This window comes from Brachybacterium sp. GCM10030268 (assembly GCF_042666305.1).
Lineage (GTDB): Bacteria > Actinomycetota > Actinomycetes > Actinomycetales > Dermabacteraceae > Brachybacterium.
Genome location: NZ_JBHTCW010000005.1, coordinates 26,731 through 49,708 on the forward strand (window position 1 = coordinate 26,731; position 22,978 = coordinate 49,708).

21 protein-coding genes are annotated in these 22,978 nt (G+C 68.1%); 9 read left to right on the top strand and 12 right to left on the bottom strand.

Annotated elements, in window-relative coordinates; genetic code table 11:
* Positions 1-7 precede the first annotated feature (7 nt).
* From ACFQRD_RS09125 to ACFQRD_RS09140, 4 genes are all read right to left on the bottom strand, one after another.
* Complete coding sequence (locus tag ACFQRD_RS09125; RefSeq protein WP_377803870.1) at positions 8-889, bottom strand: ketose-bisphosphate aldolase; 882 nt, start codon at positions 887-889, stop codon at positions 8-10.
* A gap of 65 nt (positions 890-954) precedes the next feature.
* Positions 955-1,755, bottom strand: coding sequence for a carbohydrate ABC transporter permease (locus ACFQRD_RS09130; protein ID WP_377803872.1), 801 nt, complete (start codon positions 1,753-1,755; stop codon positions 955-957).
* Between the two features lie 112 nt (positions 1,756-1,867).
* On the bottom strand, positions 1,868-2,815 hold the full coding sequence (locus tag ACFQRD_RS09135) for a carbohydrate ABC transporter permease (protein WP_377803874.1): 948 nt from the start codon (positions 2,813-2,815) through the stop codon (positions 1,868-1,870).
* 47 nt (positions 2,816-2,862) lie between these two features.
* Positions 2,863-4,137 (bottom strand): ABC transporter substrate-binding protein, encoded by a 1,275-nt coding sequence (locus ACFQRD_RS09140; RefSeq protein WP_377803876.1) that lies wholly within the window; start codon positions 4,135-4,137, stop codon positions 2,863-2,865.
* A 341-nt stretch (positions 4,138-4,478) separates the two neighbouring features.
* Here ACFQRD_RS09140 and ACFQRD_RS09145 point away from each other — a divergent pair, with 341 nt between their 5' ends.
* Entirely contained in the window at positions 4,479-5,270 is a 792-nt protein-coding gene (locus tag ACFQRD_RS09145; protein WP_377803878.1) for a DeoR/GlpR family DNA-binding transcription regulator, read from the top strand.
* 115 nt (positions 5,271-5,385) lie between these two features.
* Here the strand turns inward: ACFQRD_RS09145 and ACFQRD_RS09150 are convergent, their stop codons facing one another.
* The 5 genes from ACFQRD_RS09150 to ACFQRD_RS09170 form a co-directional block, all read right to left on the bottom strand.
* Complete coding sequence (locus ACFQRD_RS09150) at positions 5,386-5,769, bottom strand: type II toxin-antitoxin system VapC family toxin (RefSeq protein ID WP_377803880.1); 384 nt, start codon at positions 5,767-5,769, stop codon at positions 5,386-5,388.
* Positions 5,766-6,029: a type II toxin-antitoxin system Phd/YefM family antitoxin gene (locus ACFQRD_RS09155; RefSeq protein WP_377803882.1), complete on the bottom strand. Its 264-nt coding sequence runs from the start codon at positions 6,027-6,029 to the stop codon at positions 5,766-5,768. Before ACFQRD_RS09155 ends, ACFQRD_RS09150 begins: the two co-directional genes overlap by 4 nt.
* Before the next feature lie 118 nt (positions 6,030-6,147).
* On the bottom strand, positions 6,148-6,483 hold the full coding sequence (locus ACFQRD_RS09160) for a CHY zinc finger protein (RefSeq protein WP_377803884.1): 336 nt from the start codon (positions 6,481-6,483) through the stop codon (positions 6,148-6,150).
* Positions 6,484-6,578: 95 nt separating this feature from the next.
* On the bottom strand, positions 6,579-7,610 hold the full coding sequence (locus ACFQRD_RS09165) for a proline racemase family protein (protein ID WP_377019691.1): 1,032 nt from the start codon (positions 7,608-7,610) through the stop codon (positions 6,579-6,581).
* The gene (locus ACFQRD_RS09170; protein ID WP_377803886.1) at positions 7,600-8,709 is read right to left on the bottom strand and encodes an alcohol dehydrogenase family protein; all 1,110 of its coding nucleotides are present in this window, start codon (positions 8,707-8,709) and stop codon (positions 7,600-7,602) included. Before ACFQRD_RS09170 ends, ACFQRD_RS09165 begins: the two co-directional genes overlap by 11 nt.
* Positions 8,710-8,996: 287 nt before the next feature.
* Between ACFQRD_RS09170 and ACFQRD_RS09175 the strand changes: the two genes are divergently transcribed.
* The gene (locus ACFQRD_RS09175) at positions 8,997-12,218 is read left to right on the top strand and encodes an AAA domain-containing protein (protein ID WP_377803888.1); all 3,222 of its coding nucleotides are present in this window, start codon (positions 8,997-8,999) and stop codon (positions 12,216-12,218) included.
* 11 nt (positions 12,219-12,229) lie between these two features.
* Here the strand turns inward: ACFQRD_RS09175 and ACFQRD_RS09180 are convergent, their stop codons facing one another.
* The gene (locus ACFQRD_RS09180; RefSeq protein WP_377019688.1) at positions 12,230-12,559 is read right to left on the bottom strand and encodes a hypothetical protein; all 330 of its coding nucleotides are present in this window, start codon (positions 12,557-12,559) and stop codon (positions 12,230-12,232) included.
* Positions 12,560-12,812: 253 nt separating this feature from the next.
* Here ACFQRD_RS09180 and ACFQRD_RS09185 point away from each other — a divergent pair, with 253 nt between their 5' ends.
* The 3 genes from ACFQRD_RS09185 (at position 12,813) to ACFQRD_RS09195 (ending at position 16,097) form a co-directional block, all read left to right on the top strand.
* On the top strand, positions 12,813-14,060 hold the full coding sequence (locus ACFQRD_RS09185) for an MFS transporter (protein WP_377803890.1): 1,248 nt from the start codon (positions 12,813-12,815) through the stop codon (positions 14,058-14,060).
* Between the two features lie 256 nt (positions 14,061-14,316).
* A complete protein-coding gene (locus tag ACFQRD_RS09190; protein ID WP_377803892.1) occupies positions 14,317-14,856 on the top strand; it encodes a helix-turn-helix domain-containing protein in 540 nt (179 codons plus the stop codon).
* On the top strand, positions 14,853-16,097 hold the full coding sequence (locus ACFQRD_RS09195) for a HipA domain-containing protein (RefSeq protein ID WP_377803894.1): 1,245 nt from the start codon (positions 14,853-14,855) through the stop codon (positions 16,095-16,097). The genes ACFQRD_RS09190 and ACFQRD_RS09195 overlap by 4 nt, the downstream gene beginning before the upstream one ends.
* Before the next feature lie 35 nt (positions 16,098-16,132).
* Here the strand turns inward: ACFQRD_RS09195 and ACFQRD_RS09200 are convergent, their stop codons facing one another.
* On the bottom strand, positions 16,133-17,050 hold the full coding sequence (locus tag ACFQRD_RS09200; RefSeq protein ID WP_377803896.1) for a hypothetical protein: 918 nt from the start codon (positions 17,048-17,050) through the stop codon (positions 16,133-16,135).
* A 485-nt stretch (positions 17,051-17,535) separates the two neighbouring features.
* On the opposite strand from ACFQRD_RS09200, the gene ACFQRD_RS09205 reads away from it, so the two are divergent.
* The 4 genes from ACFQRD_RS09205 to ACFQRD_RS09220 are packed head-to-tail and all read left to right on the top strand — an operon-like array spanning position 17,536 to position 21,240.
* On the top strand, positions 17,536-18,174 hold the full coding sequence (locus tag ACFQRD_RS09205) for an ABC transporter permease (RefSeq protein WP_377019700.1): 639 nt from the start codon (positions 17,536-17,538) through the stop codon (positions 18,172-18,174).
* Positions 18,171-19,427 carry an ATP-binding cassette domain-containing protein gene (locus tag ACFQRD_RS09210; protein ID WP_377803898.1) on the top strand — a complete coding sequence of 419 codons (1,257 nt, stop codon included), beginning with the start codon at positions 18,171-18,173 and terminating at the stop codon, positions 19,425-19,427. The genes ACFQRD_RS09205 and ACFQRD_RS09210 overlap by 4 nt, the downstream gene beginning before the upstream one ends.
* Positions 19,420-20,193 (top strand): ABC transporter permease, encoded by a 774-nt coding sequence (locus ACFQRD_RS09215; protein ID WP_377803900.1) that lies wholly within the window; start codon positions 19,420-19,422, stop codon positions 20,191-20,193. The genes ACFQRD_RS09210 and ACFQRD_RS09215 overlap by 8 nt, the downstream gene beginning before the upstream one ends.
* A 6-nt stretch (positions 20,194-20,199) precedes the next feature.
* The gene (locus ACFQRD_RS09220) at positions 20,200-21,240 is read left to right on the top strand and encodes a glycine betaine ABC transporter substrate-binding protein (protein ID WP_377803902.1); all 1,041 of its coding nucleotides are present in this window, start codon (positions 20,200-20,202) and stop codon (positions 21,238-21,240) included.
* A 275-nt stretch (positions 21,241-21,515) separates the two neighbouring features.
* Here ACFQRD_RS09220 and ACFQRD_RS09225 read toward each other — a convergent pair whose 3' ends face one another.
* Positions 21,516-22,940, bottom strand: a complete 1,425-nt coding sequence (locus ACFQRD_RS09225) for an Nramp family divalent metal transporter (RefSeq protein WP_377803904.1) — start codon at positions 22,938-22,940, stop codon at positions 21,516-21,518.
* Positions 22,941-22,978 lie beyond the last annotated feature (38 nt).

A 22,978-nucleotide genomic window follows, 5' to 3' on the forward strand; every position in this document is an offset into this window, starting at 1 on the left:
CCCCCCCTCAGCGCAGGTCGGTCAGGCGCGGGTAGAGCGAGGCCTTGCCGTCGGCCGCGAACAGCCGGATCTTGTGCGCGGCAATCTCCTTCAGCGCAGCGATGCAGTCCGGCTGGATGACATTGGGCTCGCGGACCCCACCGTCGTGCAGCACCTCACGCATCTTCTGGTGATAGGCGACCTTGATGTCGCTGGAGATGTTGATTTTATTGACCCCGAGCGTCACCGCCTCGGCGATCTCGTCGTCGGGGTTGTTCGAGCCGCCGTGCAACACCAGCGGGATCGATACGGCGGCCTTCAGCTCCTTGAGCAGGTCGAGCTTCAGCTCTGGCTTGAGGTGGGAGGGGTAGATCCCGTGCCGGGTGCCGATCGCGACCGCGAGGCTGTCCACTCCAGTCTTCGCGACGAAGTCCTTCGCGACCTCGGGATCGGTGTAGATGATGTCGTCGGTGCCTGCCTCCGCCTCGTCGTCGGTCTTGCCGATCGTGCCGAGTTCCGCTTCGACGGAAAGACCGAGCGGATGCGCCACCCCGGCTGCTTGGCGGGTGAGCGCCACGTTGTCCTCGTAGGGATGCATGGACCCGTCGAGCATCACCGAGGTGAAGCCGGTGCGCACTGCCAGCAGCATCTGCTCGTAGGTCGCCCCGTGGTCGAAGTGGATCGCCACCGGAACCGATGCCCGCCTCGAGGCCTGGACGATCGAGGGCATGATGTCCTCGCCGACATGCGCCAGTTCATCGGGATGTATCGCCACGATCAGCGGACTGTCCAACTCCTCGCTGATCTCGATGACACCGCGCATCATCGCCCAGTCGCTGATGTTGAAAGCCGGCACCGCGAAGGAGTTCTCGTTCGCGACGTCGAGCAGGTCGATTCCGTTGATGAGCATTCGCTCGTCCTTTCGTAGAACCCGGGCGTTCGCTCCCGGGAGTTCAGGGGAAGAAGGCCGTCCGGTCAGGCCTTCACAGCTCCGGCAGACATTCCGCTGAGGAAGTACCGCTGGAAGAAGGTGAAGAGGAGGAGGATCGGAATGGATCCGAGAATGCTCATGGCCATGATCTGGCTCCAGTCATAGGAGTGCTGACCCATGAGCAGCTGGATACCGATCGGTACCGTCCGCATCTCGTTGGTGCGGGTGAGGGTGAGCGCGAACAGATACTCGTTCCACGCGATCATGAAGGTGTATACCCCGACGGAGACCAGGCCGGGCACGGAGATCGGCAGCAGGATCCGGAAGAGCACCGTGAGCGGGCCGGCGCCGTCCACCATGACGGCCTCGTCGAGCTCCCTCGGCAGGGTGTTGAAGTACCCGGTCATCATGATGATCGCGTAAGGCAGGGTGAACACGATGTACGTGAGGATCAGGCCCCCGTAGGTGTCGTACAACCCCAGCGTCACCACGAGCCCGAAGTACGGGATCAACAGCGTGATCGGCGGGACGGCCTGCACGGAGATGATGACGACGTTCAGGGCCCGCTTGAACGGGAAGTCGTACCTGCTGAGCGCATACGCAGCGAGCACCGAGACCAGCAGGGTCAGCACGGTGACCGAGCCGGCGACGACGTAGCTGTTGAGGAAGAACCGCAGCTTCTCGCCGTCGGCGAAGATCGCCGCGTAGGAGCCGAGGTTCATCTCGGCGGTCACCAGCTTCGGCGGCCAGTCGAAAACCTGACCGTTGGGTTTGAACGAGGTCGAGGCCATCCACAGGATCGGCAGCGCGGGGAACAGCGCGCAGACGAGCAGAACGACGTGCATGGCGATCTTCCGGGGCGCCGGGCTCGCCCGCCGGCTCGGGGCGGGGCTGGTGACAGGGACTGACGGAGAGTGCGACATCACCGGTGTGGGCCTTTCTCGCAAGGAGGTCATCTCAATCACGCGCCCTCTGCTGTCGGACGTACAGGACCGCGAGGATCATGGAGAGCAGCAGCACCACGACCGCGCTGGCCGAGGCGGCACTGAAGTCGTACTCCGAGAACGCGAGCTTGTACGTGTAGGTGCTAAGCATCTCCGTGGCGTCCACGGGGCCTCCTCCGGTGGTCATCCAGATCAGGGCGAACTGTTGAGTGGTCCAGATGAAGTCGAGGATCGCCATGGCGAGGATGATCGGGCGCAGCTGCGGGAGCGTGACGTTGACGAACTGCTGGGCGAGGCCGGCGCCGTCGACCCGCGCGGCTTCGTAGAGGTCCTTCGGGATCCCCTGGAGCCCAGCGAGCAGGCTCACCATGAAGAAGGGGTAGCCGCACCAGATGTTGATGAAGGTGATGACGGGCAGGGCTGTGGCCGAGTTCGAGAGCCACTCCACGCTGGATTCCGTAATGCCGAGCGTCGTGATCAGGTAGTTCACGATCCCACTGGGGTTCAGGAGCATCCGCCACAGCACGGCGACGACCGCCACCGTGAACAACCACGGGAGGATGAAGACGGTGCGGGAAACGGCGCGCACTCCGGGGCTGAGCAACTCGGAGTTCAGGAGCGTCGCGAAGGCGATGCCGATCACGAAGTGCGCGATCACGCTCACCCCAGCGAAGATCGCCGTGTTGGACGTGGCTTTCCAGAACGTGCCGTCCGAGAGCACCTGGCCATAGTTCTCGAAGCCCACGAACTCGGTGGAGGGGATGGTGACAGCCGAGTCCTGGAACGAATACCAAACGACCATGGCGATCGGGACCACCATGAGCACGAGCATCACCATGAGCGTCGGGGACAGGAAGGCATACGGCCGCAGAGGCGAGCCATGCAGGCGGTGACGGCGTGATCGGCGGGCGGGACCAGATGACGGCCCGGTGGTGGGTTCGACGAGGGCGGAGGCTGACACGGTGGCTCCTTCGACGCTGATGGATCCGGCGGTGGTCTCGACCACGTTCAGAGCTTCGACTCCCAGGACTTCTGCGTTGCGGCCAGCGCCTGGGCCGCGTCCTGGGAGCCCTCGAGCGTCTTCTGCAGCTGCTCGGCGAGATCTCGCATGAGTTGCTCCGCGACCGGGAGGCCGACGAACTCGTTGACCGGGGTGCCGCTCTGCCAGACCTCGAACGCCGTCTTCGTGACCTCGTCATCCTCGACCCCGTCCGGCACCGACTTGGAGTTGCCGGGGAAGGCATTGGCCGCCGATGCGATGCGCGCGTTGACGTCCTCGCTCATGAGGAACTCGACGAGCTTCCAGGCGGCCTCCTTGTTCTGGGATGCCTCGGACACCCCGATTCCCCAACTGCCATAGGTCACGCCCGGGGCCTCCTCGGATCCATCGGCGGTCGGCATGGCTGCGACCTCGAACTGAAGGTCCGGGGAGTCGGCACGGAACATGTTCACGTGAGCGACAGTGTCCACGATCATCGCGGCGCGACCGGAGCTGAACTCCTCGACCTTGTCCTGCTCCTTCAGCGTGGCGGACCCGGGGGCGATCAGCCCTTGGTCGTCGAGGTCGACGATGAAGTCGATGACGCTCGTGACCTCCTCGCTCTCCAGCGCAGGCTTGCCGTCGGCGAGCATCGACTGCCCGCCGGCCCACAGCCAGGACATGACATCGTTCTGGACACCATTTGGCGCCTCGAGGGATAGCGGCAGCACCCAACCGGCGACGCCCGGATCTGCCTCGACGGCAGCCGCCGCGGCGGCGGTGAACTCCTCCCGTGTGGTCGGCAACGCATCGATCCCGGCCTCGCCGAGCACCGCGGTGTTGGCGAAGAGCATGTACGCGAAGTTCACGACCGGGATCATCCTTGTGCTGCCCTCGGCCTCGACCGTGGACGCGAGCTCGGTGTCATCGAAGGACGCCTCGCTCATGAGTTGGTCGAGGTCGGCGAGCGCCTTCTGCGAGGCGAGGTCATGAACCCACGCCCCGTCCAGACCCATCACGTCAGGCATCGTTCGGGAGGCGGCACCGGCGATCAGCTGCTCCTTGGTCGCGGCGTACGGACCGGAGAGCAGTTCGACGGTGATCCCCTCGTTCGCCGCTTCGAACTCGTCCATCAGTTCCCTGAGGAACCCTTCCGGGAGCTCCGGCTCCCACCACTGCTGGAACTCGAGCTTCCCGCCCCCGCCGGACCCGCCGGAATTTCCGCACGCGGCGAGAGCCCCCGATGCGGAGAGTGCTCCCATCCCTGCCAGGACCGTGCGGCGACCTAGAGCACCGTTGCTCATGACAACCTCCCGTTGCGACTTGCTGCGCTTCTTTGCTTGTTTATGCGCGCTTATGCGGCATGCTGTGGAGCGTAGAGGAGGCCTAGATCACCTGTCAACAGGTCCTTTCGGGCGCACCATGGGACTGGGTGCGCCGACAGGGCCCCGGGCACTCCGCAAGGAACCCAGCAAGGGGCGGCACCGGATGCCGCAGATCGTGCGGTATCCTGCGTCCAAATGCGCGTTCGACAGCGCTTCGGGGTCGTCTCGAAGACGCGATCGAAGGTGCGGCACGCTGTGGCCCCACTGTGGGGTCCGGGCACCGAACGATTCCGGTCAATAGAGGCCGGAGGGGGATGTGGATGCTACCTGCAGGCAGAAAGTCCGAGCTCGAGGCGATCGTCTCCAGCTCGGGACACGTCACCGTGACCGATCTCGCGGAGAAGTTCGACGTCTCCGCGGACACCATCCGGCGCGACCTCGACGCGCTGAGCGCGGAAGGCAGAGTGGTTCGCACACGGGGCGGGGCGATGAGCAAGGCGACGACCGCCTGGCCCGAACTGACGGTCAATGTGCGTCAAGGGGTGCAGAACGACGCGAAGGAAGCAATTGCCGACCTCGCGATCGGTCTGGTCTCCGACAGCACCTCGATCATCCTCAACGCCGGGTCGACCGGGCTCGCTGTGGCCCGGCGCCTGCGGGACCTGCGCGATCTGACGGTCGCGACGAACAACGTGCTGGTCCCCTCCGTCATCGATCCCGCGTGCCTGCGCGAGCTCTACCTGCTCGGCGGACGCGTACGCATCGGATCCCAGGCCACCGTGGGCGCCCTCTCGCTGGGTCTCTCCCCCAACGGTGCCCCCATCTCCATCGCAGCAGACATCGCGCTGATCAGCGTCGGCGCCCTCTCTGCCGACCGAGGCTTCTCGACCGGCGACCCCGGGGAGGCCCAGATGATGGCCTCGATGATGGAGCGCGCCGACCTCGCAGCGCTGATGGTCGATTCCTCGAAGTTCGACAAGCGCCTCTTCGCCGAGGTCGCCCCCTTGGCGGCAGCCGACTACCTGATCACCGACGCCCCGCCGCCGGCACCCTTGGCCACCGCCCTGGCCGATGCCGGCGTGAAGGTCCTGGTGCCGTCGAGCCGTTCGTGAACATCCGACCTCGGACACCGCCGTCACCCTGCATTCCAAAATGCGCGCCAGCTCTATACCGTCCAAGACATGTCAGGTCCCGGGCCCTCATTGCGTGCCAGTCCTGCGCGACGCGCTACCCCCGCTCGAGGCTCAACTCCAACCCGAACTGCTCCGCCGCGGCCGCCAGCTCTCTGTCGAACGTGGCCATCGCCGCCATCGCCTCCCCATAGAGCAGCGCCGTGGACAGGTGCAGAGCATCCATCGCCCGCAGGCCGGAGCGGAGTGAGAGGGCATGGTCGATGACCTCGTCGTCGACGGCGTCGAGGTCGACCCTGCTGACGATCGCCTCGACATCCGCGTGGGAGCCGCCTCGGCGATCGACAGTTGCGTGCAGCTCGACCTCGAGCAGCCGCGAGGAGATCAAGGCGGTTCCGCCGCGGAAGAGCTCCTTGACCTCCGCGACGCCGGGCTCTTGACTGAGCAGTGTGTAGGCCGCAGAGGTGTCGAGGTAGATCACGGCCGCTCTCCGCGCATGTCCTCGATCATCTGCTGCGCGCTCCACCCACGGATCGGTGAGGAGATCTCGGGAACGCCCCGCTGAGCCGCAGGACGGAGGGCGCCGCTTGCTGCTCGCCGGGCACGCCGATCGGTCTCTACCGGCGTGATGCGGGCGATCGGGGTCCCCCGGTCCGTCACGGTGACGTCCTCACCGGCCTGGACGCGCGCGAGGACCCGGGCGGTCTGCTGGTTCAGTTCGGTGCGCGTCACGTCGGCCATGAGATCATCCTAGCCTTTGCTACTACTTCTAGTACATATCTGATGTGGACAGAACGTGGCGGTTCGGAGCCGGCCCCCATGGAGCGGCGCGTGCCTGTGTGCAGTCCGCCCCCGCGAGCTACTCGAAGTACACGTCGTAGTGCAGCGCGCACCCCGGATTGAAACCGGCGCCGCATCGCGGGCACCGCTGCGACGACTCGACGTACTCGTCGATCGTGAGCTCACTCCCGCACGCACCGCACAGAATGGCCCGCTCGTCCCGAGACCCGGCGGGCCACGGGAAGGAGGCGTGGCCCGCGGTCTCCTCGTGACACAGATGGCACGGGTAGTACTCGCCGCAGCACGCGAAGCGGATCGCGATCACGTCCAGCGCCGTGCCGTAATGAATACACCGCGTTTGTGCGTCCACCGTGGGCCCGTGCACCACCGGTGCCTTCGTCTCGGGCTCGCTCATCGGGTCACCGCAGGGCATCACCGCGCCGACGGGCGGCTCTCCACCCGTCGGCCGGTTCGCACCGTCCCGTCGGCCGGTCCTCGCCGCAGCGCTGCTCACGGCGTCAGCAGACTCTCCAAATCCGACGTATCCACCAGCGGATCATCCAGGTCCACGGTGATCCGCGAGTGCGCCATCAGCCGTGCCCGGCCCGTGATCGTCGAGTCCCACGCCGGGAAGTCGCCCACGGTGGTCTCGCCCATCACAGCGCCCACGAAGCGGTTGCCGCGCGGGGAGATGGTCTCCAGCGTGTCCCCGGGGGCGAGGTCTCCCTGCCCGGCCATGAGCGCCAGCCGCGCCGAGGTGCCGGTCCCCGTCGGGCTGCGGCAGATCACGCCCGGATGCACGTACGTCGCCGAGCGGGACTCGACCTTGCCGCTCTCCAGCGTGCGCACCCGCCCCATGAAGTGGACGAACGGCAGCGGGCCCACGTCCCCCAGCGTCGGGTGCTCCTGGCGCAGGCCGGGGCGGGCCTTGCGCACGAAGGCGTCGCCGAAGGCAGCCAGCGCGATCTGTTCGTCGGCCGTGAGCTCGAAGCCGTGGGCGCCCGCGTCGACCATGGCGAAGTAGGCGCCGCTCCAGACCAGGTCGAACTCGACCCGGCCGTAGTGGGGGACGTTGACGGACAGGCCGCGTTCGGCGACGTAGGCGGGCTCGCCCTGGGTGGTGACCGACTCGACGCGCCCGTCGACGTTGCGGGCGGTGATCCGTGCCAGCCCCGCGGGGGATTCCAGCACCACCTGCTGCAGGCCCTCGGTCATCGGGATGATGCCGCTCTGGAGCAGGGCGGTGGCGGCGCAGAGGGTGTTGGAGCCGGAGTACATCGGGTACCCCATGGCCTCCATGATGATGTAGCCGGCCTGGGCCTCGGGGTGGCCGGGTTCGACGATGAGGTCGACCGACATCGCCGGGTCACCGTAGGGCTCCGAGAGCAGCAGCCGGCGCAGCCCGTCGCCCTCCTGCTGGAGGAAGCGCGCCTTCTCCAGGGCGGTGCGTCCCGGCAGCGGCTCGATGCCGGAGGTGACGATGCGGCTGACGTCTCCGCCGGCCTGGGTGTCGATCAGTTCGATCACGCGTTCACGATGCATGCGGTGCTCCCACGTTCTCCCAGTGCCGGTCGGGCACGACGACCAGGTTGCCGATGTACGTCTTGCCCATGAAGGTGCGCTGGGCGTCGTGGAAGTCGGAGAGGCGGAAGGTGCGATCCAGCAGCGGACGGATGATGCCGTCGTTGATGTAGCCGGCCAGCCGCCGGAACGCGGTGCGGGTGCCCTGCGAGGAGCCGTGCAGCTCGAGCTGCTTGAGGTACATCGTGCGCAGGTCCAGATCCACCACCGGGCCGCCGATGGCGCCGGCGGTGGAGTAGCGACCCTCGGGGCGCAGGATCCGCAGCAGGTCGTTGAACATGGGGCCGGCGACAAGGTCGGCGACCACGTCCACAGGGGCGTCGACGACGCGGTCGACCTCGGCGACCAGGTCTCCCGCGCCGCGGAGGATGACGTCCTCGGCGCCGATATCGCGCAGCGCGTCCTCCTTGCCGGGGCTGGTGACGGCGTAGGGGATCGCGCCGCGTGCCCGCGCCAGCTGGATGATGGCGGAGCCGACGCCGCCGGAGGCGCCGGTGACCAGCACCCGCTCGCCCTCGGCCAGGCGGCTGCGCACCAGCATCTGCTCGGCGGTGAGGTAGGCGCAGCAGAAGGTGGCCAGCTCCGCGTCGGTGATCTTGGCGCTCATCTCGTAGGCGTTGGCCGAGGGGACCGCGACGTACTCGGCGTAGCCGCCGTCGCGGCCGTGGCCGATGTAGTCGATGTCCGCCAGGGACTCATCGCCCTCGGGCCGGTTGTAGATGCTGAAGTCGACCATCACGCGCTGGCCGATGCGGCCTTCGTCGACGCCCTCGCCCACTGCGGCGATCCGGCCGACGATGTCGGTGCCCTGGATGCGGGGGAACTCCAGCGTGGAGCGGCCGCGCCGCCACGAGGAGACCTTCTGCGGGTCGGTATCGCTGCCGTAGGCGCCCTCGCGCACCCACACGTCGGTGTTGTTCATCCCGCACGCGTGCACATCAATCAGCACCTCTCCGGCGGCAGGGCTGGGCGTGGGGACATCACTGGAATAGACGAGCTGCTCGAGCCCGCCATGGCCCACGAGCTGGACCGCGCTCATTCTCTGCGGTATCGACGTCATCGATGGCCTCCCGTACTCGAATCGCGCGGCCATGCGGTCGCGCGTCAACAGGGACGATTCCCGCCTCTGACGATCGAGTCTAGGGGCGCGAGGTCACGGTGGCGTACCCCGCTCTCGGGACGCGGATGGGTGGGCGCCACCTCTCGCAGCAGCGGACGTGGGGACACACTGGGCCACCTGGCTCGTCCCATCGCGGTCCACGCATGCGGCGGTGCCGGAGGATCACTGCACCCGACCAGTTTGTGACACAGCCCGCAGACATCTGCGATCGGCGGCACAATCGACCTATGGGGATGGGGAACCAAACAGACGAACGTCAGCGAATCCTTCAGTACTGGTCGATGCTGGAGCTCTTCAGTCCGCAACCGGTGCCGAAGCTGACCAAGCGCTCGACACGCCCGAGCGACCGGCAAACCGTCGAATGGCGGTTCGGAGACCCGCTGCCGTGGCAGACGCTGGCCCCGCCCGCGCCATCGGGGAAGAAGCCGAAGTCCTGGCGTCATACCGTCTACCTCGGCGTCTATCAGCTCGAGGACACATATCAGCATCTTCATCAGGCTTTTGGTGAGGACCGCGACGCGTACGACGAGCGCCGTGCCGGGCGCAGCGCATGCGCCGGCGTCGTGCTAGACCAGCACGGTGTGCTCGTGCCTGACTCCGCGGTTCTATCCTCCGCGCTGTGGGCCGTGGCCCGTCTCATCACAGGCTCCACGACGCGCAGCCCCCGGTGGACGGCGGAGTTCCCCCGCGCGGCCCGCGACTTCGTCGACAAAGTGGACGAGGTCGAAGGCGCGCGTCGTGATCTCTCCTCAGCGGACCGCCAGCTCTCGCAGGGCCAGGAGTCGCTGCAGGCTCTGCTTCGGACGACGCACGCCGCCGCCGGGATCATGGGGATCGACGACCTCGCCACCTCGCGCATCGTCATCGACTCGGTGGTCCGCCAGGACCGGGACGAGGACGAGGCGTTCGACAGCGATTTCCTCAACAGCTTCTTCCTCGAGGATCTGGCGACGGTCCAGACGGCGACGCGGAGCGGGGGCTGCCCCCGTGCACTGGCCGAGTACCTCAGCCCCACCGGCGTCGGGGCTGACCGCAGGGTCGACGTCATGACCGCCGACACCACCGTCGATGACGGTGCCGGCGTCGACCGCCTGCCGAAGGGGCGCTGGCCATCAGCACCCGAGCACACCCTCGCGCTCCGCCAGCAGTTCGCCGTCAACCGCGCGCTCCAAGACCTCGGGAAGGGAGCCGGCCTCATGGGCGTCAACGGTCCCCCGGGCACCGGGAAGACGACAATGCTGCGCGACGTCCTCGCCGGGAACGTGGTTGAACGTGCGCGACGATTGGCCGCACTCTCTCGCCCTGAGGCGGCATTCACGGCGACCACGCACACGTGGCGCTCCGGCGATTTCCCTCGAACGATCCGTCAGCTCCGTCCCGAGCTCACAGGTTTCGAGATGGTCGTCGCCTCGGCGAACAACGCGGCGGTCGAAAACGTGAGCACTGAGGTCCCCGCGCAGGACGCCATCGCGAAGCCCTGGCGAGGGAAGGCTGAGTATTTCGCCGACATCGCTTCGGCGACGCTGGGCTCCACCCGGCAGGGCGGGGAGGGAAGCGACGACATCCCCCGTGCCTGGGGTCTTGTGGCAGCTCGACTGGGGAACAAGAACAATCGCAGCGCATTCCGAAGCGAGTTCTGGTTCGACAAGACCACCTGGGACACCCGAGAACGCACCCAACGCACAGAGCCGCGCATGCAATCTCGGCTCAAGGACTGGAAGGACGGAAAGGCGCCGCACCGGACCTGGGCGGAAGCCCGGACCGCTTTCCACACCGCCGAGAAGCGGGTCGACGCGATCATGGGGCAGCGCCGCGCAGCGCAAGAGCGACGGAAGGGCTTGGGCTCGGCGCTCGCGCACGCGGAGGAGCTCGCCCGTCGCGCCGCGCAGCGCAGTGACGATCTTCGCCTCGCCCGCGACGCCGTTCGCGACCACGCGGGCGTCACTGAACAGGCCGAGGCCGACTTCGCGGAGGTATCGGCAGCATGGGACCGTCACCTGGCGACCAAGCCCGGCTGGCTCGAGACTCTCTTCTCACTCGGCGGGGCGGCCCGGACGTGGCGAGCGAAGCTCGAACCCCTCGAGGAACGACGAGACACTGCCGAGAACTCCCTCGGGCAGGCTCGCGCGCTCGCACAGCGTCTCGATCATCAGGCACGAACTCTCCAGACCGACGCAGCCGACGCGAGCATGAACCGGCGGCGCGCCGAGGCGAAGGTGAGCGAGCTGCGCCGGCAGATCGCTGCGGACAGCGATGCCGTCGGCCCCGGATACCCGGGGGAAGGGTGGACGGGCGAGCAGCGCGAGCTCCACGCCCCATGGCTCGACGCGGAGCTGGATTGGGCTCGCTCTGAACTGTTCCTCGCGGCGCTTCGACTGCACGAGGATTTTCTGGCCAATGCCGCCGACGACATGCTGAAAGGGCTCCGTGCAGCTATGGACGTCGTCGCGGGGAGCGCTCCCCGCGACCTCGAGCCGGAGAAGGTCCTCGCCGCTTGGCAGACGTTCTTCCTCGTCGTGCCCATGGTCTCGACGACCTTCGCGTCCTACGCGCGCATGTTCGCCGGCCTCGGCCGAGAGGCGCTGGGTTGGCTCTTCATCGACGAAGCAGGGCAAGCGAGCCCGCAATACGCCGCGGGGGCGATCTGGCGCACGCAACGGGTCGTCGCTGTGGGCGATCCCCTGCAGCTCCAACCTGTCGTGACCATGCCGCAGAAGGCGCAACGGGACATCGCTACAGCATTCGGCATCAGCTCCGAGTGGATTCCGCCGCAGGCATCGGTGCAGACTCTCGCCGACCGCGTCTCGCCCTACGGCACCACGCTGGGGCGGGGGGATCAGGCGGTGTGGGTGAGCGCACCACTCACCGTCCACCGGCGCTGCGATGACCCGATGTTCCGCCTGTGCAACGAGATCGCCTACGACGGGATCATGGTCAGCGGCGTGCCTCGTACGCTCGATAATCTCAAGCATTCAGACCTCTTCGACACTCCGGACGGGCCGCGGATCACGCCCAGCAGCTGGCTCGATGAACCTGCACGCACCACTGGGACCCACCTGCAGGAGAACCAGATCACCCGTCTCCTGCGCGAGCTCGAACAGCTCCGGGCCGAAGGCGTCGAAGCCTCGGAGGTCATCGCGATCTCCCCGTTCCGCACCATCGCGGACCGGCTTGCCGGCCTCACGAGCCGACATCCGGATCTCACAGCCGGAACCATTCACACTGCCCAAGGCCGGGAAGCCGACGTCGTCTTCCTCGTGCTGGGCGGGGATCCTTCGGCCCCCGGCGCGAAGTCGTGGGCATCGGAGACCGTCAACCTCGTCAACGTCGCAGCGAGCCGCGCGAAGCGCAGGCTCTACGTGATCGGCGACAGGGCTGCGTGGTCGAAGTACAACTACTTCCAACAGCTCGCGGCGTGCTTGGGAGAGTCGGGTCCCGTTCAGGAGTAGGGAGCGGACCGTCAGCCCTCCACGGGCCCGCCCCGCTGAGCGAGCTTCTCCCGGATGCCCCGGACCGCACGGCCGAGGCCCGAGACGTTGTCCTCCTCCTCGGGCAGCTCGACGAAGTCGACGATCGAGCGCATGGTCGCCAGGTCGATGCTGGGCTTGCCCTCTGCGAGCTCCAGACCGATCCGCTCCCCCACCAGTTTCTCCAGTCTCTGGGCTGCCTCAGGGCCGCGCTTCTCGCGGGCGGTCTCGAGCCGGTCATGGAGCAGGGCGACGGCGACTTCGGAGGCGGGGAAGGGCTCGGAGTAGCCGGCGATCGTGATGTGTTCCAAGGTGCGTCCCAACGAATCGAGGATCAGCGCGCGGCATCCTCGGGCGCGCGCTGCCGGGCGGCTGCGGCCGGCACGTCAGCACAGTACCGCCGTCCGCGCGCGGGGCACGCGACGGTCCGCACCTCGTCGGGCAGCGGGCCGCGGTCCGCCCCGTCGGCCGGCCGTCCTCCACCCACCACCATCACCGCCCGCGCCGATAGACTCGATGGGTACTCACCGCTTCCAGCGTCGGCAGCGAATCCCCGCCGATCCGTGCTGGAGCACCGTGTCCTCGAACCCCTCGCACTCCCCCGCCCCGCTGCCCGCCGGTCGCCTGCGGCTGGTCATCCTGGCCCTGTCCCTGGGCGCCTTCGCGATCGGCACCACCGAGTTCGCCAGCATGGGGCTGCTGCCGCAGATCGCGGACTCGCTCGAGGTGAGCATCTCGCAGGCCGGCATGCTCATCAGCCTGTACGCCCTCGGGGTCGTCGTCGGCGCACCGCTGGTGACGATCGCCGCCGTGCGGATCCCGCGCGCCCGCCTGCTGGTGCTGCTGATCGGGCTGATCGGCGCGGGCAATCTGCTCTCTGCCCTGGCGCCGGACTTCACCGTCCTCGCCGCGGCGCGCTTCCTCGCCGGGCTCCCCCACGGCGCCTACTTCGGCGTCGCCTCCCTGGTGGCCGCGCGACTCTCCCCCGTCGGCCGACGGGCCCGCTCCGTCTCGCTGGTGATGCTGGGCCTGACCATCGCCACGATGCTCGGCGTCCCGGCCTCCACGGCGCTCGGCCAGAGCATCGGCTGGCGCTCCGCCTACGTGATCGTGGTGGTGATCGCCGCGGCCAGCACGCTCGCGGTCTGGCGCCTGGTGCCGGAGCCCGAGGGCACCGGAGCGGCTGCGTCGATCCGCGGCGAGCTGCGGGCCCTGCGGCGCGCCCAGGTGTGGTTCGGCCTCGGCATCGGCTCCATCGGCTTCGGCGGCATGTTCGCCGTCTACAGCTACATCGGCGAGATCGTGCCGGGCGTGATGGGCCTCGGCGAGCGGGCGGTGCCCATCGCGCTGTTCGTCTTCGGGATCGGCATGACGGCGGGGAATCTGCTCGCCGGCCGCCTCGCCGACCGCAGCATCTACGGCACCATCTTCCTGGGCCTGGCCGGGATGATGCTCAGCCTCGCGGTGTTCGCGCTCGTCGCCCACCAGGCGATCGCCGGCATGGTCCTGCTGCTGGCGATCGCCGTGACCTCCCAGTTGATGGGCCCCTCGCTGCAGCTGTTCCTGCTGGACGCCTCCCCCGACGCCCCCTCGCTCGCCGCCGCGCTGCACCACTCGGCGCTGAACATCGGCAACTCCCTCGGGGCCGCGCTCGGCGCCGCCGTGCTCGCCGCGGGCTGGGGTCTGGTGGCCCCGGCGTGGACGGGCGTCGTGCTGGCGATCCTGGGGCTGGGGATCGCCGGTTGGTCGTATCTCGTGCACCGGCGGCAGGAGGCGCGGGATGAGGCTGTGACGGCCTCGGTCGAGGTGTCGGCGTCGAGTTGATTCGCACCACCTGAGGTTCCCGACAGTGCCGTCGTCGTCTGGCTGCTCATGAGCCGACCGAAGCAGGCGACATGGGTGCAGGTCGGGGCACGAAGTCTCCTATGTCGTCCTACGTCGACGTTTCGCCACGTCGCCGTACGTCGACACAGCGTGACAAGCAGGCACTCCTTCCAGACTGCGCAATGTCGATATTTGTCGACAGCTGCGCTTGTCGTAGTACCTCGACATTAGCGGTCGGCGCGCCTACTATCGCTGTATGACCAGCCGTCGACTGCGCACGCCCCAGGACATCGGGGCCGCCATCCGAGACGCCCGCACTACTCAGAACCTCACCCAGGCCGACCTCGCCCGCGCAACCGGGGTCTCTCGCGACTGGTTGATCGGCGTCGAACAAGGAACCCGGCCCCGCGCGGAACTCACCAAGATCCTCTCCGTCCTCGAGACTCTGGACGTCCAACTCACCAGCGACGACGGCCCCCACGAGACGACGACCCGGCAGATCACGGTGCCGATGCCACAGGTTCAGATGCCCGTAATCCCTCAGGTCTCCACGAACGCGATCACGCAAGCGGCTATCGACGCCATCCGACAGACGCGACCGGACGAGATCGCCAGGATCATGCAGAAGAACACTGCCCCCGCCCTCGCGGCAGCGATGAAGGCCGCCTCCCCCCGGTCCACGGAGTCTCTGCTCAGAGCCATCGAAGCCAGTCGAGCCTCCATGGCAGCCTCGTTAGCGCGCGGGCCCCGCAGCGAAGCGCAGCACGACGACCACGAGAACGAAGCTGACGCGTGATCAAACGTCTGCACATGGTCACCAACGGGAGAGTGATCGGGTATCTCGACGAGATCCGCGGAGGAGCGCTCGAACTCGTCACCCCGCCCCTGGAGGACACCGCGCGCGTCTCTCTGGCCTTCGCGCCGAGCACAAAGCCAGTCCAGCGGCGCAAGGCGCGCGCCTACATCGAGGGACTGCTGCCAGATTCAGAAGATGCACGCAGAGCCATCGCCACCCAGTTCCACGTCTCCGCCAACAACCCCTTCGCACTGCTGTCGGTCATCGGCCGGGACTGCCCCGGCGCGATTCAGTTCCTCTCGGACGAGGTGATGGCTGACCTGGGCGCCGGTGGCCTGGAGCCTGTGTCAGAACAAGACATCGGCCAACGCATCAGAGCCCTCAGAGAGAACTCTGACCAACCGTGGCTGGGAGGACATGAACACTGGTCCCTGGCCGGAGCACAGTCCAAGTTCACGCTTCGCCGGAAAGACGAGAGGTGGTTCGTGGCGCACGGCGCCGAGCCGACCACTCACATCGTCAAGCCAGGGGTTCGCGGACTCAACAAGCAGGCGCTGATCGAGCACGTCTCGCTGCGAACCTTCCAGATTCTGGGCATGCCCACCGCACCCTCGCAGTACATGCTCTTCGACGGCGAGCCTGCGATCGTCGTGGCGCGCTTCGACCGCGTCCCCACGCCGGACGGCCAGCTGCTGCGCGCCCATCAGGAAGATCTCTGCCAGGCGACATCCACCCTTCCCGGCGCCAAGTACAACGTGACCGCGAAAGATGTGGTGGAACTTCTGACCCTGCACGGCGCCTCGGGCATGGACATCATCACGTTCGTGCGGTCAGTGCTCGCGAACTGGTTAATCGGAGCTCCCGACGGGCACGCCAAGAACTACTCGGTGCTGCTGACGCCGGATGACGTGGCGCTCGCTCCCCTGTACGACGTCTCCACAGGTCTGGGATACGGCGCCGACTGGCCGAAGGTGGCGATGGGCATCGGCGGCGAGAAGGAATTTTCGCGGATACGTCGCCACCACGTGGAGAAGTTCGCCGCGGATCTGCTCGGCGAGGCTCTGGTTGATGACGTCCTTGAAATGGCGATACAAATGGCCCGAGCGATCCCGGATGCATTCCGGATCGCCTGCGATGAAGTCCCCGTCGACCCCGAGGGTGCGGCGCAGCTGGAACGGACCCGCAGAGACGTGGGCGCACATTGCTCACGCGCGTTGGCAGTCCTCACGGGCCCCGCCTAAGACTCACGCAGCAACGCCTGTCCTGATTGCCTACGTCACGAGCCGTCACCGAGATCCGTCGCGGCGCGCCGCTCGCGCATCCTGGCGACTGCTCCACGCACCTCGACAGGTGCACGATAGGTTCTCCCGAGATCTCGCTCTGCCTCATCGTCGCAACCCCCTCCGAGCACCAGCCCCCTGCTGACCAGATTGTCCATGCTCAGGGAGACGCGAACGAGCCGCCACAGCTCGGCGGCTACGACATGCCCGGTGCGACGGTCGATCGGCACGTCACGGATATGCGGATGGCGCAGAAGGCCGACCAGGAAGTGCACAGTCTCGGAGCAATGGATGAGCTCCGCGTCCCCGGGGTGGTCCGGGAGCACCAGCCCGTCCGGTCCGCTCGCCACCAGAAGGGCATCGAGACTGTCCTCGCTGAGAACTCCCCCCGTCCCGCCGAACCACAGGCCGGTGCCGACGTCGGCATGCTCGAGCCCGATCTCGATCATGGACTCTGCCTCATCGACGTCCAGACCGGGGACCGTGCCGGCCATCGAGGATGCTCGGTGCCCCTCGGAGACACGCACCGATCCGTCCGCGCGAAGAAGCACACCGTGCCGGATCAAGACGCTCCATACGAACTGCGTGAGTGAGTCGCCGCGGTGCCGCCACCACGTATCGATCGGTGCGTCGCCGAAGATAGACCTCTCGACCTGCCGGCGGTCCACCGCGAACAGGTCGCCCCGTTTGGTGAGCCGTCGGCCCTCCCCGATGAAGTCGACCAGATGTCGCATCGTCCGAAAGAACGGTAACTGGTCGAGCCCCACCGCCATAGCGGCCGGTCGGGCTGCGTCGGCCGATTCTGTGGTCGACGTCGGAGCGTCCCCGAGGAACCATGGGACCTGCCGGACGCGCGGTTCGGGAATGTCACTGAGGTCGTCGGGACCGGTGCCGTGCGCATAGTCGATGGTCATTCCCCGAGCGTGGTGGCACCGCTGAGCGAGCGCCACGACATGGGCATCGCTGTGGATCGTGCATGTCTGGGGAGGAACGACGGGTTGGCCGCCATCGCGCCCACGTGCGGCCGACACGTACATGTGTCCGGGTCACTAGGTCCGCCCCGGCACAAGAGCGCGTGGGCCGACGAACACGAGCCGCCCACGGATCTGGCAAGGGTCGCCGGCGGCCGAGGCAGCACACCCGTTACCCCTTCGTAATCTGCGTCGCTCCGTCGAGCCGGCATCCCCGCCGTGACCTCCCCTGATAACCCGACGGCCGCCCACTCGACCTGCCGCGCCAGACCCCTTCCGCATCCCGAATCGACGCCGCTCGCTTGCTCTCCCCCGCCCCGCCCTCTAGCGTCGACGACCAGCGGGGCGCCCCATGAACACCATCGGGGAGCTTCCGCATGCACGATTCCGACTGCATCCGAGACGACATCTGAGGCGCTTCTGTGAACATCGGCGAATTCGTCCGCTCTCGCTCCGGTGAGATCATCTTCGCCTCGTTCCAGCATTTCAGCCTCGTCGTCCAATCGGTCGCCATCGCGACGCTGATCGCCGTGGCGATCGCCGCGCTGGTCCACCGCAGCCCCACCGGCCGCGGCGTCGCGAACGCGGTCAGTGCGATCGGGCTGACGATCCCCTCCTTCGCCCTCATCGGGCTGATGGTCGCGCCGTTCGGATTCGGCGTGGCCCCTGCCGTGATCGTCATCGTCTTCTTCGCGACCCTGCCGATCCTGCGCAACGCGATCGTCGGCCTCGCCGGCGTCGACCCCGCCGTCATCGAATCCGCCCGCGGCGTCGGCATGAGCCGCCTGGGCACCTTCTTCCGCGTCGAACTGCCGCTGGCCTGGCCCGTCATCCTCAGCGGGGTGCGGGTCTCGGCGCAGATGGTGATGGGCGTCGCCGCCATCGCCGCCTACGTGCTGGGACCGGGACTGGGCGGGTTCATCTTCCAGGGGCTCTCGCGCCTGGGCGGTGCGGGAGCGATCGAATCCGTCATCACCGGCATCGTCGGCGTGGTGCTGCTGGCACTGATCCTCGACCTCATCCTGCTGGGCATCGGCAGGCTCACGACCTCGAAGGGCATCCGTTGACCGACACCGACCAGACCATCGCACCGGCGGACCACGAGATCAGCGGACGCTCGATCCGCCTCGAGGACGTCACCAAGCGCTACCCCGGGCAGGCGCGCCCCGCCGTGGACGGCGTGACCCTCGAGATCCCCGAGGGCCAGGTCGTGATGCTCGTGGGCCCCTCGGGCTGCGGCAAGACCACCACGCTGAAGATGATCAACCGCCTGATCGAGCCCAGCGAGGGCCGCATCATGCTGGGCGATGAGGACGTCACCTCGATCGACGGCGACCAGCTGCGCCGCCGCATCGGCTACGTCATCCAGGCCGGCGGCCTCTTCCCCCACATGAGCGTCTCCCAGAACATCGCGCTGGTGCCCAAGATGCTCGGCTGGAACAAGGCCCGCATCACCGCCCGCATCGACGAGCTGCTCGAGCTGGTGGGCCTGGATCCCGACGTGTACCGCCACCGGTACCCCAAGGAGCTCTCCGGCGGCCAGCAGCAGCGCGTCGGCGTGGCCCGCGCCCTCGCCGCCGATCCCCCGGTGCTGCTGATGGACGAGCCCTTCGGCGCGGTCGACCCGATCACCCGCCAGCGCCTGCAGGACGAGCTGATCCGGATCCAGCAGGAGGTGCGCAAGACGATGGTCATCGTCACGCACGACTTCGACGAGGCCGTGAAGCTCGGCGACTGGATCGTCGTCTTCCGCGACAGCGCCCAGATCGTCCAGTACGACACCCCCGAGCGGATCCTCGCCGAGCCCGCCGACGAGTTCGTCGAGGACTTCATCGGCTCCGGCGCGGCGCTGAAGCAGCTCGCCCTGCGCCGGGTGCGCGAGGTCGAGACGATCGAAGCCGTCGTCGCCCCCGCCGGCGGGGATCCGACCGAGGCGCTGGAGCGCGCGAAGCAGATCGGGCACAACCACGTCGTGGTCACCGACAAGCGCGACCGGCCGATCGCCTGGCCCTCCCGTCGGGCCCTGTCCCGCATGCAGCAGCTGCCCACGGAGCTGGATCCGGCGCTGCCGGCCGTGGGCTCCGGCGCCACCCTCAACGATGCCCTGGACACCATGCTCGTCTCCAGCGCCGGCGCCTGCCTCGTCACCGGCCGCAACGGCGTCTTCGAGGGCGTCGTGGACGTCGAGACGGTGATGGACGCGATCACCGCAGCCCGCGAAGCCGCCGCCGAGCGCTCGACCGACGCGCCGGTTGGCACCAACACCGGCACGGTCGCGGCCGTTCCCGCCGAGGACGCGGAGGCTTCCGCCGATGACTGAGGTCGGGACCCCAGCAGAAACCTCCACGGCCACGGACGAGTCCATCCGGGGCTGGCGGGCGCTCGGCGTGCAGATCGCCGTGCTCCTGGCCATCCTCGTCGGCTTCGGGATCTGGCTCGCGTTCGCACCGCTGTCGGAATCCGAGCGGACCACCCTGAACCCGTCCTCGCTGCTGGAGCTGACCGCGCAGCACCTCGCGCTCACGTTCGTGGCCACGGTGATCGTGCTGGTCATCGCGATCCCCCTGGGCATCCTGCTCACCCGAGGCCCGATGCGGGCCGTGGCCGAGCCCGTGCTCGCGATCGCGAACGTCGGCCAGGCGGCCCCCGCCGTCGGCCTCATCGTGCTGCTGGCGGCGCTCATCCCCAACGGTTTCCGGGCCGCGGTGATCGCGCTGGTGCTCTACGCCGTCCTCCCGGTGCTGCGCAACACGATGATCGGCATCCAAGGCGTCGACCAGCGCCTGGTCGAGGCCGGCCGCGGCATGGGGATGACCTCCCTCGCGGTGCTGCTGCGCGTGGAGCTGCCGCTGGCCGTGCCCGTCATGCTCTCCGGCGTGCGCACCGCACTGGTGCTGCTGGTGGGCACCGCATCGCTGGCCGCCTTCGTCAACGGCGGCGGCCTCGGCCTGCTGATCACCACCGGCGTGAACCTCTACCTCTTCGACGTCCTCATCGCCGGCGCCCTGCTGGTCGCGCTGCTCGCGCTGTTCATCGACTGGCTCGGACGCGTCGTCGAGCACATCGCCCGACCGAAGGGACTGTGATCGAGCATGCTGCCCCGCACCACCTCCGCACCCTCCAAGGCCGCCCCCGCCTCCCGCTCCCGCCTGGGACGCCGCGAGTTCGGCGCACTGGCCGGGCTCGCCCTGCTCCCCCTGGCCGGCTGCGGCCTGCGCCCGGCCACCGCCTACACGCCCGAGGTCGCCCCCGGCTCGATCCAGCCCGTCGACGGCCTGCCGGATGACGCCACCATCACCGTGACCGGGAAGAACTTCACCGAGCAGCTGATCCTCGGCAAGATCGGCGTGCTCGCCGCCCAGGCCGCCGGCTTCACCGTCAATGACCTCACCAACGTGCCCGGCAGCGTTCCTGCGCGTGAGCTGATGACCTCCGGCAGCGCCGACATGACCTGGGAGTACACGGGCACGGCCTGGCTGACCTACCTCGGTGAGACCGAGGGCATCCCGGACAAGCAGGAGCAGTGGGAGGCCGTGCGCGAGGCGGACGCTGCGAACGGCCTGACCTGGCTCGAGCCCGCGCCGCTGAACAACACCTACGCCTTCGCCGTGCGCACCGAGGCCATCGAGGAGCTCGGCGGAGTGAGCACGCTCAGCGACCTCGCCGAGCTTCCCGTCGAGGAACGCACCCTCTGCGTCGAGGCCGAGTTCAACTCCCGGGCCGACGGGCTGCTGCCGATGCTGGAGACCTACGGCATCCCCCGCGGCGACGCCGACGGGGTGCCTGCGGACAACATCAGCATCTACGACACCGGCGCCGTGTACACCGCGACCGACCGGGGCTCGTGCAACTTCGGCGAGGTCTTCACGACCGACGGCCGCCTCGACAGCCTCGACCTGACCGTGCTCGAGGACGACCTGGGCTTCTTCCCCGCCTACAACGTGGCCCCGGTCCTGAACTCCACCACCTTGGAGACCTACCCGCAGCTGGCCGACGTCTACGCCCAGGTCACGCCCTTCATCACCGACGAGGCGCTGCGCGAGCTGAACCTGCGGGTCGACGAGGGCGGCGAGCTCCCGGCCGACGTGGCCTTCGAGTTCATGGTCGAGCAGGGGCTCGTCACCGAGCCCTGAGGGTAGCGCGGGGCGCCGCGCAGGGGCCGCTCAGCGGACCGGGCTCGTCACGGAACTGTGATCGGGGCGTTTCCTCTGGTCACGGAGCGCCCCTGGTACCCGAACCCCACCAGCCACCGTGCGTTCCTCAAGACACCGAGCACCCCCTCGTTGAGGCCGCTTAGGAGTGGTCATAGCGGCCTCAACGAGGGGGCGCCCGTGGCGGCGAGGGGTACCCGCAGCGAAAGGGCCCCGTGGCGGCGAGGGGTACCCGCAGCGACGGGCCCGCGCCTCGCTCAGCCCACTACCGTCGTCACCGCCGAGTAGATCCCCAGCGCGATGATCGCGACCGCGCTGACGATCAGGGCCACCTTGATGAACCCGCCACCGCGCAGCTCGGGCTCGATGCGTCCGCGCAGGTACAGCGCGGAGACGGCCACCGCAGCCAGGAAGATGCCCCCGGCGATACCGCCGACCATGATCATCACCAGCGGTTCGTTGATCCACAGGAAGGTCAGCAGCCACGCCGTCGGCAGGGCGGCGATGAAAAACCGCATCCACCAGTTGCGTCGTCGGCTGTCGGTCCAGTCGAAGACGCCCACGATGGACAGCGCGTTGGTCCAGGACCGCGACCAGGAGGGGATCGCGGCCCAGATCGTCGAGCCGAGCGCTGCGAGCGCGCCGATGAGGAAGACGATGCGGCCGGTCTCGCCGAAGACGCCGCTGAAGGTCTCCGAGAGGGTGCGGATCATCTCGTTGCCCTCGGGCACGAGACCCTGCGGGTTCAGCACGGCCGCGCCGAGGACGTAGAACGCTGCCGTGGAGACGGTGTAGATGACCCAGGAGACGATGGCGTCCTTCTGCATCACGGCGATCCAGCCGTTGGCGCGGCGGCGGTAGGCCTCGGAGTCGTCGTTGGGGCCGGACCAGCGGGCGTAGCCCTTCTCCAGGCACCAGTAGGTGTAGGCGGTGATCTCCTCGGAGGCGACGCCGGTCAGGCCGAACATGGTCATGGCGATGCCGAGGGCGCCGAGCGGCAGCTGGAAACTGAAGCCCGAGGCGAGGTCGCCCCCGCTGTAGGCGAACTCGCTGAAGGGCAGGCCGATCACCACGAAGATCGTGACCACGACGAACGCCATGGTCAGGAAGGTGGCGACGTTCTCGATCAGCCCGTAGCGGTTCGCGATCAACGTGGCGATCGCAGCGGCGGTGACTACGATGCCCCAGATCGTCATGGCCGCCGGTGAGAGAGAGCCGAAGCCCAGCGGCAGCAGGATCGATAAGGCCGCGGCCATGCCGCCGATGAGTCCGCCGGTCTGGACCAGTTTGCTGATCGCCATCAGCGCCCACATCGCGAAGACCCAGCTGATGCGGCCGAACCGGGGCGGGACGCGGTTGTAGCCCTCCATCGCGCCCTCGCCGGTGACGATCGCGTAGCGGGCAATCTCCACCTGCACCGCCACCTTGACGATGGTCGAGATGAACACCAGCCACAGCAGCACGAATCCGGCCTCGGCACCGAGGGAGGTGGCCGTGATCAGCTCGCCGGCGCCGACCACGGACGCCGAGACGATCAGGCCCGGGCCGAAGAACTTCGACGAAGCGATCCAGCCCGTCGGCGGATCCTTCACCTCCGAGTGATCGAGGTGGTAGGGGTCGCCGCGGACGAACCGCGCCGGGGGCGGGCCGTCGTGGCTCGGGGCGGGGGAAGAGGCAGTCATCGGTGACTCCTTTGTCTCAGCACGTGCGCATGAGTGGT